The following is a 13,759-nucleotide window of genomic DNA, read 5'->3' as shown; positions in this document are numbered from 1 at the left end:
CGAAGCCGGAGCCCCAGGGCCCGAGCCTCAGGGCGCGAAGCGCCGGACCCCCTGAGGGGTCACCACCGCGTGCACGGGGTGGTCGTGCGGTTCCTCCGGGACCCGCGCGACCACCTCGTTCGCGTACAGGAGCACCACGAGCGCCGGATCCGCGCCCGAGCGGACCAGCCGGGCGAGGACCCGGTCGTACGAACCGCCGCCCCGGCCGAGCCGCATGCCCCGCCCGTCGACCGCGAGGCCCGGCAGCAGCACCGCGTCCGCCGCGCACACGGCCTGCGGGCCGAGCCGGTCGCCGACCGGTTCGAGCAGCCCCCGGCCCGCCTTCGCGAGGCGCTCCGGACCCTCGTACGGCGCCCAGTCGAGGTCGTTGTCGGGCAGCAGGACCGGAAGCAGCACCCGTACGCCCCGCTCGCGCAGCACGTCGAGCAGCGCGCGGGTACCCGGTTCGCGCCCCACCGAGACGTACGCGGCGACCGTGCCCGCCTCCGCCAGCTCCGGCAGGTCGAGCGCGGCCCGCGCGAGCGCCCCGGCCGCCTCCTCCCGCTCGTCGCTGGTCAGCGCGGCGCGGGCGGCGAGCAGGGCCCGGCGCAACAGCGCCTTCTCGGTGCCGCCCCCGTCGGGCTCGGCGGTCGTCGTGGGCTCAGCGGTCGTCGTGGGCTCAGCAGTCGTCGCGGGTTCGGCAGCCGTCGTGTGCTCGGCGGTCGTCGTCGGCTCGGTGGGCTCGGCGGGGGTTCCGGCGCTCAACGTGGCTCGTATTCCTCTGGTATCGGGCGGTAGCGGTACGAGGGTTGAGAAAGCTCATGTGATCCTCACCTTCCCTCGCATACCGAACGGCTAGGGTGCACCGCATGACTCAGACGCCGTCCATCACAAAGGCTGTCATCCCGGCGGCCGGCCTCGGCACCCGGTTCCTGCCGGCCACCAAGGCGACGCCGAAGGAGATGCTGCCGGTCGTGGACAAGCCGGCCATCCAGTACGTCGTCGAGGAGGCCGTCGCCGCCGGGCTCTCCGACGTGCTGATGATCACCGGCCGCAACAAGCGTCCGCTCGAGGACCACTTCGACCGCAACTACGAGCTGGAGGAGGCGCTGGTCCGCAAGGGCGACGGGGAACGCCTCGCCAAGGTGCAGGAGTCCAGCGACCTCGCCACCATGCACTACGTGCGCCAGGGCGACCCGCGCGGCCTCGGCCACGCCGTCCTGTGCGCCGCCCCGCACGTCGGCGAACAGCCCTTCGCCGTCCTCCTCGGCGACGACCTCATCGACCCGCGCGACCCGCTGCTCGCCCGCATGGTCGAGGTCCGCGAGCGCTTCGGCGGCAGCGTGATCGCGCTGATGGAGGTCGAGCCCTCGCAGATCCACCTCTACGGCTGCGCCGCCGTCGGCCCCACCGGCGAGTCCGACGTGGTGAAGGTGACCGGCCTGGTCGAGAAGCCCGAGCCGGCGGAGGCCCCCAGCAATCTGGCCATCATCGGGCGCTATGTCCTCGACCCCGCCGTCTTCGCCATACTGCGCGAGACCGAGCCGGGCCGCGGCGGCGAGATCCAGCTGACCGACGCCCTGCAGAAGCTCGTCCAGGACGAGCGGGCCGGCGGGCCCGTGCACGGCGTGGTCTTCAAGGGCCGCCGCTATGACACCGGGGACCGCGGCGACTATCTGCGTGCCATTGTCAGACTGGCGTGCGAACGTGATGACCTGGGGCCGGACTTCCGGTCCTGGCTCCGCAGTTACGTCAGCGAGGAGATGTAGCACCTTGAGCAGCAGCGGTACGGCACCGGCGGACCACGGCCAGGGGCACGGCCACGGCCTCGGCCAGGGCCACGACCACGGCCGGGGCCACGGGGACGGCCACGGCAGCGGTCCCGGTGACCCCTGCGCCGGGCCGGCCACGGGCCTGTGGTCCGTCGACGAGCACCTGGCCGACGTGCTCGCGGCGGTCTCCCCGCTCGAGCCCATCGAGCTGCAACTGGCCGACGCCCAGGGCTGCGTGCTGGTCGAGGACGTCACGGTGCCGGTCGCGCTGCCGCCCTTCGACAACAGCTCCATGGACGGGTACGCGGTGCGGGTCGCCGACGTGGCCGGGGCGAGCGAGGAGTTCCCCGCCGTCCTCACCGTGATCGGCGACGTCGCCGCCGGCGCCGGCGGCCTGCCCGAGGTCGGCCCCGGCCAGGCGGCCCGGATCATGACCGGCGCCCCGCTGCCGCCCGGCGCCGAGGCCGTCGTCCCCGTCGAGTGGACCGACGGCGGCACCGGCGGCGGCGCGGCCGGCGGGATGCGCCCGGCCAGCGCCGCCCCCGAGGGCGCGGCCGGCGAGGTCCGGGTCCACCGCCCCGCCGAGGCCCGCGCCCACGTCCGGGCCCGCGGCAGCGACGTCACCGCCGGCGAGCTCGCGCTCGCCGCGGGCACCGTCCTCGGCCCGCCGCAGATCGGCCTGCTCGCCGCCATCGGCCGCGGCACCGTGCGGGTGCGCCCCCGCCCGCGGGTGGTCGTGATCTCCACCGGCAGCGAGCTGACCCAGCCCGGCGAGCCGCTCGTCGAGGGCCGGATCTACGACTCCAACAGCTTCGCCCTCGCCGCCGCCGCCCGGGACGCCGGAGCCCTCGCCTACCGGGTCCCCGCCGTCGCCGACGACGCCGAGTCGCTGCGCGCCGCCATCGAGGACCAGCTGATCCGCGCCGACCTGATCGTCACCACCGGCGGGGTCAGCGTCGGCGCCTACGACGTGGTCAAGGAGGCGCTGACCGCCGACGGCGAGGTCGACTTCCGCAAGCTCGCCATGCAGCCCGGCAAGCCGCAGGGCTTCGGCATGATCGGCCCCGAGCACACCCCGCTGCTCGCGCTGCCGGGCAACCCGGTCTCCTCGTACGTCTCCTTCGAGCTGTTCGTCCGGCCCGCGATCCGCGTCCTGAGGGGCCTCGGCGACCGGCCCGACACCCGGCGGCCCCGGGTGCGGGCCGTGCTCAAGGCCGACCGGGCGCTGTCCTCGCCGGCCGGCCGGCGCCAGTTCCTGCGCGGGACGTACGACGCGGAGTCGGGCGCCGTCAGCCCCGTCGGCGGCTCCGGCTCCCACCTGATCGGGGCACTCGCGCACGCGGACGCGCTGCTCGTCGTACCGGAGGAGGTGACCGAGGTCGAGCCCGGTGCGGAGCTCGACGTGCTCCTGTTGGGGTGAGCGCGGGCGAGCGGGGGTGACGGCGGGTGACCACCCTTCGGGCCTCGTCCGGTGGACGGCGCCCGGTGGGGGTACCGTGTCGTCCCACACAGCGACCGGGAGTGTCACCGCCATGAGCACGCAGCAAGGACTCACCCACATCGACGAGGCCGGGGCGGCCCGCATGGTCGACGTCTCCGCGAAGGACGTCACCGCCCGCACCGCCCGCGCCAGCGGACGGGTCCTCGTGTCGCCGCGCGTGATCGAGCTGCTGCGCGGCGAGGGCGTCCCGAAGGGCGACGCGCTCGCCACCGCCCGGATCGCCGGGATCATGGGCGCGAAGAAGACGCCCGAGCTGATCCCGCTCTGCCACCCGCTGGCGGTCTCCGGCGTGACGCTCGACCTCACGGTCGCCGACGACGCCGTGGAGATCCTCGCGACGGTGAAGACCACCGGCCGCACGGGCGTGGAGATGGAGGCCCTGACGGCGGTGTCGGTGGCGGCGCTGACCGTCGTCGACATGGTCAAGGCGGTCGACAAGGGCGCGGTCATCTCCGACGTGCGCGTCGAGGAGAAGACCGGCGGCAAGTCCGGCCACTGGACGCGGAGCGAGGCGTGACGCGCGCGGGCCGGGTGACAGGAGCCCACGAGCACGAGCACGAGCACGGGCACGGGCACGGGTCCGAGCACGGGCCGCGGCGGTCCGAGGCGCACGGCCCCGGGGAGCCCTCCGGGGCCGCGCTGACCGCCCCGTACGCCGCGCTCGTCGTCACCGCCTCCAACCGGGCGTCCGCCGGTGTCTACGAGGACAAGGGCGGTCCGCTGATCGCGGCCGGGCTGCGGGCGCTCGGCTTCGCCGTGGACGGCCCGCAGGTCGTCCCGGACGGCGCGCCGGTCGAGGCGGCGCTGCGGGCCGGTGTCGAGGCGGGCTACGACGTCATCCTGACCACCGGCGGCACGGGCATCTCGCCCACCGACGAGACGCCCGAGGTGACCCGGCGGGTCCTGGACCAGGAGATCCCGGGCATCCCGGAGGCGATCCGGGCGTACGGCCGGGAGAAGGTGCCGACGGCGGCCCTCTCGCGCGGTCTCGCCGGGGTCGCGAAGGGCACCCTGATCGTCAACCTGCCCGGGTCCTCCGGCGGGGTGCGCGACGGGCTCGCGGTCCTGGAGCCGCTGCTGGTCCACGCGGTGGACCAGATCCGTGGCGGCGACCACCCCAGACCCGCGGCGGAAACGGGCCCGGAGTCATGATTCCGTCCTGGCCCGTGGTGCTGGTGGACGGAGACGTGGTGCTCCGCCCGATAAAGATGCGCGACCAGCGGGCCTGGCGCGAGGTCAACCGGCGCAACCGCGACTGGCTGCGCCCCTGGGAGGCGACCGTCCCGCCGCCGGGACCGGCCGGCCCGGTGGCCCAGCGCCCCACGTACCGTCAGATGGTGCGCCATCTGCGGGCGGAGGCGAACGCGGGCCGGATGCTGCCGTTCGTCATCGAGTACCAGGGGCGGCTGGTCGGGCAGTTGACGGTGGCGGGAATCACGTGGGGTTCGATGTGCTCGGCCCACGTGGGTTATTGGGTGGACCGCGAGGTGGCCGGCCGGGGCGTCATGCCGACGGCGGTGGCGCTCGCCGTCGACCACTGTTTCCGCACGGTCGGACTGCACCGGATGGAAGTCTGCATTCGTCCGGAGAACGGCCCGTCGCGCCGGGTCGTGGAGAAATTGGGATTCCGCGAGGAGGGGCTGCGCCCGCGCTACCTCCACATCGACGGCGCCTGGCGTGACCATCTGGTCTTCGCGATGACGGCGGAGGAGGCGCCGGAGGGTCTGGTGCGGCGGTGGCACGAGGCACGTCGCCAGCACCAGTAATTCCAATAAGTGTTCGAATTTAATCGGCAGTTGAGCGCCAATCGATCTGAACAATCACAAAAAAGTTCAGTGATATCAGCCAGATCGTGCGACACACCGGCCCAATTGGCCGATGCGCTCACCCGAACCCCTCTACCGTGTGAGGCGTGAGCAGCAGCGGCCTCATCTACGCAGTCATCGTCGGGGCCTGGGCCGCCTACTTGGTGCCGATGTGGCTCCGCAGGCAGGACGAGCTGAACGAGGCCCGTCCGACGGAACGCTTCAGCACCGCCATCCGGCTGCTGTCCGGACGGGCGGGCATGGAGCGCCGTTACGCCAAGGAGCTCAGGGACCGGGACCGGGCGGCCGACGACCCGGCACCCGACGTCGACCCGGACGCGGTGACCGAGCACCTCAGCTCGGTCGACGTCCGGGGCTTCTCCGCGCCCGCGACCAGAACCGAGGCCCGTCTGGAACTGCCGGAGGAGGCCCCCAAGGCCCCCGCTCCGGCCCCGTCCCAGGCTCCGGCCCCGGCGCGGCGCGGTGCGGGCGCGGGGGCGGCCGGCGGCGCGGCCGCCGAACGGGCCCGCCGGAGCAAGGTCCTGGCCCGGCGCCGGCGCACCACGGTCGTCCTCTTCCTGGCCTTCACGCTCGGCGCGGTCGTCGCGGCCGTCGGCGGCCTCGCCTTCCTGTGGGCCCCCGCCGTCCCGGCCGTGCTGCTCAGCGCGTACATCGTCTACCTGCGGGTGCAGGAGCGGCGGCGCTTCGTGTACGTGATGGACCGCCGCAACGCGGAGGCGGCCGCCGCCCGGCTGCGCGAGAGCCGTCGCCCGGCCCCGACGCCCGAGCCGGAGCCCGCCCCGGCGGCCCCGGCCGAGCCCGCCGTCTCCCCGCAGGAGGCGGACCGCCGGGCGCTGGTCGAGCAGACGGACCACGCCGAGTGGGTCGACCAGCAGCGCGAGCGCGGCCCGGCCCGCGGCGACAGCTGGGACCCGGTCCCGGTCCCGCTCCCCACGTACGTCACCGCGCCGGTCGCCCCGCGCGCCTCCGGCGGCGTCGACGTCACGGACCCGGAGACCTGGAGCTCGGCCCGCTCCTCCACGGCGGCCGACCCGACCCCGGCCCCCGCCCCGGCCCCGCGCCAGCGCACCGCCCGCCCGCAGGCCCGCCGCGACCACGGCCGCACCCCGCTCTTCGACCAGTACGCCGACGACGACCGCCCCCGCGCGGCCAACGAATGACCGGCTCCTTGACCTGCGGGGGAACGGATTTCCTCGTACTGCGCTCGGGATGCTAATGTTTCACACGTCGCAGGGGCCTGTGGCGCAGTCCGGTAGCGCACCTCGTTCGCATCGAGGGGGTCAGGGGTTCGAATCCCCTCAGGTCCACAGACACGAAGAGCCCGGCCGATCACCAGATCGGCCGGGCTCTTCGCTATGTGCGTGTCAGGAGCTCTGGGCCTTGTCGTAGAGGTTCTGGGCGTCGGTGCCGAAGTAGGGGCCGAACATGCGGTTGGGCAGGAAGGTGTAGCCGAAGCTGTTCACCGAGGACTGCAGGCCGGTGCCCGTGGTCTCGTCGAAGGAGGCGAACCAGGGGCCGCCGCTGGAGCCGCCGGTCATGTTGCAGGCGAGCGAGTGGTCCTGGGAGAAGAGGAAGTCCTTGGACGTGTTGCCCGCGCAGTAGATCAGCTTGGTGCCGTCGTAGGGAGAGGCGGTCGGGAAGCCGAAGGCGTACATCGGCTTGTTGTAGCCGCCGTTGAACTGGATGCCCTGGGCGCCGGTGACCGAGGTGAGGGTCCGGCCGTTCAGCGGGGCGACGACGGCGGCGCCGACGTCGTAGTTGATGTCCTCGCTCGCCTCCCACTGCGGGGTGGTGAGGGTCTTGGTGGCGGTCCACTGGCCGTAGGGCGCGTTGCCGTTGTCGTACGCCGGGACGAAGACCCAGTTCGTGTGCCAGGCGCCCTGGTACTTCACGCAGTGGCCGGCGGTGATCACGGTGCTGGCGTTCTTGCTGGTGACGGCGTTGCCGGAGCAGGAGGCCGTGCGGCCCTGGAAGGTGAAGAACACCCGGCCCGAGGTCTTCACGACCGCGCCGCCGCCCGTCCACGCGCCGCCCGCCTGCGGGAAGGCGGTGGGGGAGACGGCGGCCGGGCCGGCCGTCGGGGCGATCGTCGTCGGAGTGGCCGCGCGCGGGACCCGGCGCAGGGCGCCGGGGGTGGCCTCCAGGTCCAGCGGGGTGGCCGAGCGCATCCGTTCCGGGGTCCAGAAGTCCGCGGCCCGGTCCTGCTGCGCGGCGGTGAACGAGTGGCCGGTGTTCCCGACGGCGCCGGGGTGGTCCGCGGCCTGGGCCGCTCCGGTCGACGCGAGTCCGCCGGCGAAGAGGGCGCCGGCGGTCAACAGGACGGCTGTGGCGAAGCGATGGCGTCTCACGCATGTCTCCTTCTGCCGGGGCAGGTGGGGATGAGAACGGTGCGGATCGGCGTGCGTGAGGGCAGCGTGCCAGAGCCTTGTGGATTTGTCAGGAGCGCGTCACGGGGGAGGGTGGCGGGAGCGGCCGGGGCCCGGGGCGTCCCGGGCTGTGTCCCGGCGTCGGCACCGGCCACCGGCATCGGCACCGGCACCGGGACCGGGACCGGAACCGGCGTCGGCACCAGCACCGGCCACGGCACCGGGACCGGACTCGGTCCCGGACTACGGACGGGCCTCAGAGGAACTTCGCGTAGCAGCGGCTGTTCTCGTAGTGCCGGTAGTAGCCGAACTTCTCGCAGGGCTCGTAGCCGGACGAGGTGTAGAGCGCGATGGCCTCCGGCTGGGCCGTGCCCGTCTCCAGGACCATGCGGGTCCGGCCGGCCTCGCGGGCGTCCGCCTCCAGCGCGGCGAGGATGCGCCGCGCGAGCCCCAGGCCGCGCGCCTCGGGCACCACGTACATCCGCTTCAGCTCGGCGTCGCCGTCCGCGTACCCCTCGTCGTTGGCGTCCTGGGTGCGCCAGCCGCCGGTCGCGACGGGGCGGCCCTCGGAGTCGTACGCGAGCAGGTAGAGGCCCTGCGGCGGGGCGAACATCGAGGCGTCGAGGGGTGTGAGATCGCCCTCACCGTCCCCGTCGTCGTCCGCATAGCGCTCGGCGTATTCCAGCTGGACGGCGTCGTTGAGCTTGACGGCGTCGGGGTGGTCGAAGGGAGTAGGGCGAATGTCCATGCTGTCAATCGTATGTCTATGCGAAGCGTCGAGGGAGTCCGGACGCCCGTTGTCGGTATTCTCCCGGGATGCTCACTGTGACGTCCGTGAATGTCAATGGTCTCCGAGCCGCCGCCAAGAAGGGCTTCGTCGAGTGGCTGGCGGGGACCTCCGCCGATGTGGTGTGCCTGCAGGAGGTGCGCGCCGAGGAGGCGCAGCTGCCCGCCGAGGTCCGCGCGCCCGAGGGCTGGTTCACCGTCCACGCGCCCGCCGCCGCCAAGGGCCGGGCCGGGGTGTCCCTCTACACGCGCCGTGAGCCCGACGCGGTGCGCGTCGGCTTCGGCACCGCGGAGTTCGAGACCAGCGGCCGTTACGTCGAGGCCGACCTGCCGGGCGTCACCGTCGCCAGCCTCTACCTGCCCTCCGGCGAGGTCGGCACCGAGCGGCAGGACGAGAAGATCCGCTTCATGGACGCCTTCCTGCCGTACCTGAAGGAGCTGCGGGAGCGGGCCGCCGCCGACGGCCGCGAGGTCGTCGTCTGCGGCGACTGGAACATCGCCCACCGCGAGGCCGACCTCAAGAACTGGAAGGCCAACCAGAAGAACGCCGGCTTCCTCCCCGAGGAGCGGGCGTGGCTGAGCCGGGTCCTCGACGAGACCGACGGCGGTTACGTGGACGTGGTGCGCGCCCTCCACCCCGAGCAGGAGGGCCCCTACTCCTGGTGGTCCTACCGCGGCCGCGCCTTCGACAACGACAGCGGCTGGCGCATCGACTACCAGGTCGCGACGCCCGGCCTCGCCGCCAAGGCCGTCAAGGCCTTCGTCGAGCGGGCCGCCACCCATGCGGAGCGCTGGAGCGACCACGCGCCCGTGACCGCGGTCTACGAGCTGTAGTCGCACGCAGGGTCGGCCCGCGGCCTCGGGCCTTGTCCTTGACGCGCACGGTGGCGCCCGCCCGGAGCGGGGTGTCGGGCCCCTCGTCCGTTCCGTCGCCGCCGAGCCCGAGACGGCCGACCGTCACCGTCGCCGCCACCACGGCCGGCGCCACCACGGCCGGCGCCACCACGGCCGGCGCGGCGGTCGCGAGGAGCGGGGTCCGGCGGGGTCGGTGGGTGCCCGCGGGGGACGGTCCCGGCCGTCGATCGTGTCCCTCGTGCTCCGCCTCACCGTCAGCCCTCGCCCGGGGCCGGTCTCGACCGGGCCGCCGTGGACCGGCGCGCAGACCGCGTGGCCCGTTCGACGGCCATGGGGACGGTGACGTTGAACTCCTCGCACTTCTCCGAGGCGAGACGCGCCGTCACGCGCGTCCGCTGAGCCTCCGGTCCAGGGCGAGCGAGAGTTCCGCGTCGACCACGCTCTTCGCCAGCGGGCGCAGTCGCTGCACGTCCTTGTCGGCGGTGTACTTGCCGAGCAGTTCGGTGAAGAGCTCCGCCAGGGCCTCGGCGTGCTCGCGGACCCGGCCGCCGGCCTCCAGGACGGCGGCCAGCGGGACGCCCTCGCGGACCAGCGCGGACGAGACGTCGAGCAGCCGGCGGCTGACGTGGACGATGTCCTCGCCGTCGGTGGCGAGATAGCCCAGGTCGAGGGCGGCGGCGAGGTTCTCCGGGGTGACCTCGCCGGCGAAGTGGTCGGCGAGCTCCTCCGGCGTGAGGCGGACGGGCTCCTCCTCGGTGGGGGTGCCCAGCTCCAGGACCTCGCCGACGTTGCGGCCGGACTCGAAGGCGGTCGTGAGGTCGGCGATGCCGTTGAGGGTGTGGCCGCGTTCGAGGAGGGCGGAGATGGTGCGCAGCCGGGCCAGGTGGCGCTCGTCGTACCAGGCGATCCGGCCCTCGCGGCGGGGCGGCGGGATCAGTCCGCGCTCGCGGTAGAAGCGGAGGGTGCGGACGGTGATGCCGGCCGCGGCGGCGAGCTCGGCCATCCGGTACTCGCGCGCGCCGCCCTCCGCGGCCTCCCCGCGCTCCGTGGGTCGACCGCCCTCCGTGCCCCCCGTGCCCGGCGCGCCGGGCGTGTGCGTCGTCGTGCCCGTCTGGTCTCCCGATCGTTCTGCCACGTCCGCCAGCCTATGTTGTACCGCCGGTAACTTTCCCCGGCCTTACCCCTACCGCTCGGTATGCCGCTGCTCTACAGTCCCGATTGTGCCAGTGATTGCTGGCGGAATCTTGGCCGGGCGCACGGGAGGCGGCATGGCGAAGCACGAGCACGTACGGGTGGCGGTGATCGGATCGGGATTCGGCGGCATCGGAGCCGCCGTCCGGCTGCGCCGCGAGGGGATCACCGACTTCGTCGTCCTGGAGCGGGCCGACGCCGTGGGCGGCACCTGGCGCGACAACAGCTACCCCGGCTGCGCCTGCGACGTGCCCTCCCACCTCTACTCCTTCTCCTTCGCGCCCAACCCCGACTGGCCCCGCACCTTCTCCGGCCAGCGCCACATCCGCGCGTACCTGGAGCACGTCACGGACACCTTCGGGGTCCGGCCGCACCTGCGGCTGAACCACGAGGTCATGAAGATGGCCTGGAACGAGGACGAGCTGCGCTGGGACATCGAGACCAGCCGCGGCAGCTTCTCCGCCGACGTCGTCGTCTCCGCCACCGGCCCGCTCTCCGACCCCAAGATCCCGGACATCCCGGGGCTCGCCGACTTCACCGGCAAGGTCTTCCACTCGGCCCGCTGGGACCACGACTACGACCTGACCGGCAAGCGCGTCGCCATGGTCGGCACCGGCGCCTCCGCCATCCAGATCGTGCCGTCGATCCAGCCGAAGGTCGGCAGGCTGACCCTCTTCCAGCGCACCGCCCCCTGGGTGATGCCCCGGATGGACCGCGCGATCAGCGCCCCCGAGCGCTGGCTGCACCGACAGCTGCCGTTCACCGCGACCGCGCGCCGCGGCATCCTGTGGGGCATCCGCGAACTCCAGGTCAGCGCCTTCACCAAGCGGCCCGAGGAGCTCGGCCTGGTCGAGCGGCTCGCCAAGGCGAACATCGCCCGGGCGATCAAGGACCCGGCGCTGCGGGCCAAGCTGACGCCCTCGTACCGCCTCGGCTGCAAGCGCATCCTGCTGTCGAACACGTACTACCCGGCGCTCGCCCAGCCCAACGTCGACGTCGTCGCCTCCGGTCTCAAGGAGGTACGGGGGAACGTGGTCGTCGCCGCCGACGGCACCGAGACCGAGGTCGACGCGATCATCTTCGGCACCGGCTTCCACGTCACCGACATGCCGATCGCGCCGCGCGTCATCGGCGCCGACGGGCGCTCGCTCGCCGACCACTGGAAGAACGGCATGGAGGCGCTGCGCGGCGCGACCGCCGCCGGCTTCCCCAACTGGATGACGATCATCGGCCCCAACACCGGCCTCGGGAACTCCTCGATGATCCTGATGATCGAGTCCCAGCTCAACTACATGGCCGACTACCTGCGGCAGCTGAACGTCCTCGGCGGGCGCTCCGCCCTCGCCGCCCGCCCCTCCGCCGTCGGCGTCTGGAACCGCCGGGTGCAGAAGCGGATGGAGCGGACCGTGTGGAAGTCGGGCGGCTGCGAGAGCTGGTACCTCGACGCCAACGGCCGCAACACCACGCTGTGGCCGGGCACGACCGGCGAGTTCCGGCGCGAGACGCGGAGCGTCGACCTGGCCGAGTACGAGGTGCTGCGCGCCCCCGCGAAGCCCGCGGCCGGCCGCCGCGCGACCCGCCGGAAGGAGGCCGTCCAGTGAGCCGCGACCTGCACCGCGCCGCCCCTGGCGCCACTCCTGGCGATGCCCGCCGTGATTTCGGGGCCGGGCGCGACCTGATGGTCACGTCCGCCGACGGCTCGGCGATCCACGTCGAGGTGTACGGCCCCGAGGGCGCCCCCGTGGTCGTCCTCGCGCACGGCTGGACCTGCTCCACCCGCTTCTGGGACGCGCAGATCCACGCCCTGTCCGCCGACCACCGGGTCGTCGTCTACGACCAGCGCGGCCACGGCGAGTCCCCGGCGCCGGCGCTCGACGGCAGCGGCAAGGGCTACTCCACGGAGGCCCTCGCCGACGACCTGGAGGCCGTGCTCGCGGCGACCCTCGGCCCGGGCGAACGGGCCGTCGTGGCCGGGCACTCCATGGGCGGCATGACGATCATGGCCGCCGCGCGCCGGCCCGTCTTCCGGCAGCACGCCGCCGCCGCGCTGCTCTGCTCCACCGGGCCCTCGCGGCTCACCGAGGAGGCGCTGGTGGTGCCGCTCGGGCCGGGCAGGCTGAGGACCCGGCTCACCCGCGCCGTCCTCGGCTCCAAGGCGCCGCTCGGACCGGTCACGCCCGTGTCGAAGCGGATCCTCAAGTACGCGACGATGGGGCCCGGTTCGGCGCCCGAGCGGGTCGACGCCTGCGCCCGGATCGTGCACGCCTGCCCGCGCGGCGTCCGCCACGGCTGGTCGCAGGTGCTCGCCTCGCTCGACGCGGAGGCCGGCGTGCGGGAGCTGCGGCTGCCCGTGGCCGTGCTCGTCGGCACCGCCGACCGGCTCACCCCGCCCCGCCACTCGCGGGCCATGGCGGGCGCCCTGCCGCACTGCACCGGCCTCGTCGAGCTGGCCGGCATGGGGCACATGACGCCGGTGGAGGCCCCGGAGGCCGTCACCGCGCAGATCCGTGAACTGACGCTCACCTACCTGGGCGTGAAGGAGAACGAGGAGGCAGGGGCATGAGCAGGGTGAGCCTGGAGGGGCAGGTCGCGGTCGTCACCGGAGGGGCCCGCGGCGTGGGCGAACTCCTCGCCCGCAAGCTCTCCGCGCGCGGTGCGAAGATCGCGCTGGTCGGCCTGGAGCCGGAGCTCCTCAAGGAGGTCGCCGGGCGGCTGCACACCGAGTCCGACTGGTGGCACGCCGACGTCACCGACCACGAGGCGATGGCCCGGGTCGCGGCCGAGGTGAAGGAGCGGTTCGGCAAGGTCGACATCGTGGTCGCCAACGCGGGCGTCGCGGCGGGCGGTCCCTTCGTCGACTCCGACCCGGTCGCCTGGCGGCGGGTCATCGAGGTCAACCTGATCGGCGGCGCCGTCACGGCCCGCGCGTTCCTGCCGGTGCTCATGGAGTCCCGCGGCTACTTCCTGCAGATCGCCTCGCTCGCCGCGATGACCCCGGCGCCGATGATGACGGCCTACTGCGCCTCCAAGTCGGGCGTCGAGGCCTTCGCGCACAGCCTGCGCGCCGAGGTCGCCTACAAGGGCGTCAAGGTCGGCGTCGGCTACCTCTCCTGGACCGACACCGACATGGTGCGCGGCGCGGACCAGGACGACGTGATGCGCGAGCTGCGCTCCCGGCTGCCGTGGCCGTCCAACCGGACGTATCCGCTCGGCCCGGCCGTGGACCGGATCGTCGCGGGCGTCGAGCGGCGTTCGGCCCATGTGTACGCGCAGTGGTGGCTGCGCGGGATGCAGTCCAGCCGCGGCTATCTGCCCGGCATCATCGCGGCCGTCGGGCAGCGCGAGATGCGGCGCTTCGAGCCGCGCCTCGGGTCGGTCGGCAAGGGGCTGGTCGGCGCGGGCGGGGCCGCGGACGAAGAAGCCCGTTCCCGGCAGGGGTGACTGTCCGTATTCGACCGACATGCGAGCGTTGTTCGGCCGTGT

Annotated in this window: 14 protein-coding genes and 1 tRNA gene; 11 read left to right on the top strand and 4 right to left on the bottom strand. The window is 73.6% G+C overall.

Annotated features, from left to right (window positions below; translation table 11 throughout):
* Positions 1-27 precede the first annotated feature (27 nt).
* Positions 28-594, bottom strand: a complete 567-nt coding sequence (locus ACIGW2_RS31480) for a 5-formyltetrahydrofolate cyclo-ligase (RefSeq protein ID WP_391654846.1) — start codon at positions 592-594, stop codon at positions 28-30.
* Positions 595-848: 254 nt separating this feature from the next.
* On the opposite strand from ACIGW2_RS31480, the gene galU reads away from it, so the two are divergent.
* The 7 genes from galU to ACIGW2_RS31445 all read left to right on the top strand — a co-directional run bounded on the left by galU (position 849) and on the right by ACIGW2_RS31445 (position 6,385).
* Positions 849-1,748 carry a UTP--glucose-1-phosphate uridylyltransferase GalU gene (gene galU / locus ACIGW2_RS31475; protein ID WP_361585885.1) on the top strand — a complete coding sequence of 300 codons (900 nt, stop codon included), beginning with the start codon at positions 849-851 and terminating at the stop codon, positions 1,746-1,748.
* A gap of 145 nt (positions 1,749-1,893) precedes the next feature.
* Positions 1,894-3,171 (top strand): gephyrin-like molybdotransferase Glp, encoded by a 1,278-nt coding sequence (glp, locus tag ACIGW2_RS31470; RefSeq protein WP_361586002.1) that lies wholly within the window; start codon positions 1,894-1,896, stop codon positions 3,169-3,171.
* 112 nt (positions 3,172-3,283) lie between these two features.
* Positions 3,284-3,769: a cyclic pyranopterin monophosphate synthase MoaC gene (gene moaC, locus ACIGW2_RS31465; RefSeq protein WP_399847416.1), complete on the top strand. Its 486-nt coding sequence runs from the start codon at positions 3,284-3,286 to the stop codon at positions 3,767-3,769.
* Entirely contained in the window at positions 3,766-4,404 is a 639-nt protein-coding gene (locus ACIGW2_RS31460) for a molybdenum cofactor biosynthesis protein B (RefSeq protein WP_399847413.1), read from the top strand. Before moaC ends, ACIGW2_RS31460 begins: the two co-directional genes overlap by 4 nt.
* Positions 4,401-5,018: a GNAT family protein gene (locus ACIGW2_RS31455; RefSeq protein WP_361585881.1), complete on the top strand. Its 618-nt coding sequence runs from the start codon at positions 4,401-4,403 to the stop codon at positions 5,016-5,018. The genes ACIGW2_RS31460 and ACIGW2_RS31455 overlap by 4 nt, the downstream gene beginning before the upstream one ends.
* A gap of 146 nt (positions 5,019-5,164) precedes the next feature.
* Entirely contained in the window at positions 5,165-6,238 is a 1,074-nt protein-coding gene (gene glpR, locus ACIGW2_RS31450; RefSeq protein ID WP_399847410.1) for a gephyrin-like molybdotransferase receptor GlpR, read from the top strand.
* A gap of 73 nt (positions 6,239-6,311) precedes the next feature.
* Positions 6,312-6,385, top strand: a tRNA-Ala gene (locus ACIGW2_RS31445).
* A 57-nt stretch (positions 6,386-6,442) separates the two neighbouring features.
* Here the strand turns inward: ACIGW2_RS31445 and ACIGW2_RS31440 are convergent.
* Positions 6,443-7,426, bottom strand: coding sequence for a trypsin-like serine peptidase (locus tag ACIGW2_RS31440; protein ID WP_399847409.1), 984 nt, complete (start codon positions 7,424-7,426; stop codon positions 6,443-6,445).
* A 274-nt stretch (positions 7,427-7,700) separates the two neighbouring features.
* Positions 7,701-8,192: a GNAT family N-acetyltransferase gene (locus ACIGW2_RS31435; RefSeq protein WP_399847406.1), complete on the bottom strand. Its 492-nt coding sequence runs from the start codon at positions 8,190-8,192 to the stop codon at positions 7,701-7,703.
* A gap of 68 nt (positions 8,193-8,260) precedes the next feature.
* Between ACIGW2_RS31435 and ACIGW2_RS31430 the strand changes: the two genes are divergently transcribed.
* Positions 8,261-9,064, top strand: coding sequence for an exodeoxyribonuclease III (locus ACIGW2_RS31430; RefSeq protein WP_399847405.1), 804 nt, complete (start codon positions 8,261-8,263; stop codon positions 9,062-9,064).
* 403 nt (positions 9,065-9,467) lie between these two features.
* Here the strand turns inward: ACIGW2_RS31430 and ACIGW2_RS31425 are convergent, their stop codons facing one another.
* The gene (locus ACIGW2_RS31425) at positions 9,468-10,088 is read right to left on the bottom strand and encodes a MerR family transcriptional regulator (protein ID WP_391654845.1); all 621 of its coding nucleotides are present in this window, start codon (positions 10,086-10,088) and stop codon (positions 9,468-9,470) included.
* 265 nt (positions 10,089-10,353) lie between these two features.
* On the opposite strand from ACIGW2_RS31425, the gene ACIGW2_RS31420 reads away from it, so the two are divergent.
* Genes ACIGW2_RS31420 through ACIGW2_RS31410 form a run of 3 tightly spaced genes read left to right on the top strand, consistent with a single transcriptional unit; the run spans position 10,354 to position 13,717 of the window.
* On the top strand, positions 10,354-11,877 hold the full coding sequence (locus ACIGW2_RS31420) for a flavin-containing monooxygenase (protein WP_399847403.1): 1,524 nt from the start codon (positions 10,354-10,356) through the stop codon (positions 11,875-11,877).
* Complete coding sequence (locus tag ACIGW2_RS31415) at positions 11,874-12,839, top strand: alpha/beta fold hydrolase (protein WP_399847401.1); 966 nt, start codon at positions 11,874-11,876, stop codon at positions 12,837-12,839. The genes ACIGW2_RS31420 and ACIGW2_RS31415 overlap by 4 nt, the downstream gene beginning before the upstream one ends.
* Positions 12,836-13,717 (top strand): SDR family oxidoreductase, encoded by an 882-nt coding sequence (locus ACIGW2_RS31410; RefSeq protein WP_391654651.1) that lies wholly within the window; start codon positions 12,836-12,838, stop codon positions 13,715-13,717. The genes ACIGW2_RS31415 and ACIGW2_RS31410 overlap by 4 nt, the downstream gene beginning before the upstream one ends.
* Positions 13,718-13,759 lie beyond the last annotated feature (42 nt).

It is taken from the genome of Streptomyces sp. NPDC053541, assembly GCF_044544705.1.
GTDB lineage: Bacteria > Actinomycetota > Actinomycetes > Streptomycetales > Streptomycetaceae > Streptomyces.
This window is presented reverse-complemented; position numbering and strand designations above follow the sequence as displayed.

Excerpts from the sequence above, each read along its gene's own strand:
- ACIGW2_RS31425 (WP_391654845.1), bottom strand. The coding sequence starts at position 10,088 with ATGGCCGAGCTCGCCGCCGCGGCCGGCATCACCGTCCGCACCCTCCGC.
- galU (WP_361585885.1), top strand. The coding sequence starts at position 849 with ATGACTCAGACGCCGTCCATCACAAAGGCTGTCATCCCGGCGGCCGGC.
- ACIGW2_RS31420 (WP_399847403.1), top strand. The coding sequence starts at position 10,354 with ATGGCGAAGCACGAGCACGTACGGGTGGCGGTGATCGGATCGGGATTC.
- moaC (WP_399847416.1), top strand. The coding sequence starts at position 3,284 with ATGAGCACGCAGCAAGGACTCACCCACATCGACGAGGCCGGGGCGGCC.
- ACIGW2_RS31455 (WP_361585881.1), top strand. The coding sequence starts at position 4,401 with ATGATTCCGTCCTGGCCCGTGGTGCTGGTGGACGGAGACGTGGTGCTC.
- ACIGW2_RS31430 (WP_399847405.1), top strand. The coding sequence starts at position 8,261 with ATGCTCACTGTGACGTCCGTGAATGTCAATGGTCTCCGAGCCGCCGCC.
- ACIGW2_RS31410 (WP_391654651.1), top strand. The coding sequence starts at position 12,836 with ATGAGCAGGGTGAGCCTGGAGGGGCAGGTCGCGGTCGTCACCGGAGGG.
- ACIGW2_RS31435 (WP_399847406.1), bottom strand. The coding sequence starts at position 8,192 with ATGGACATTCGCCCTACTCCCTTCGACCACCCCGACGCCGTCAAGCTC.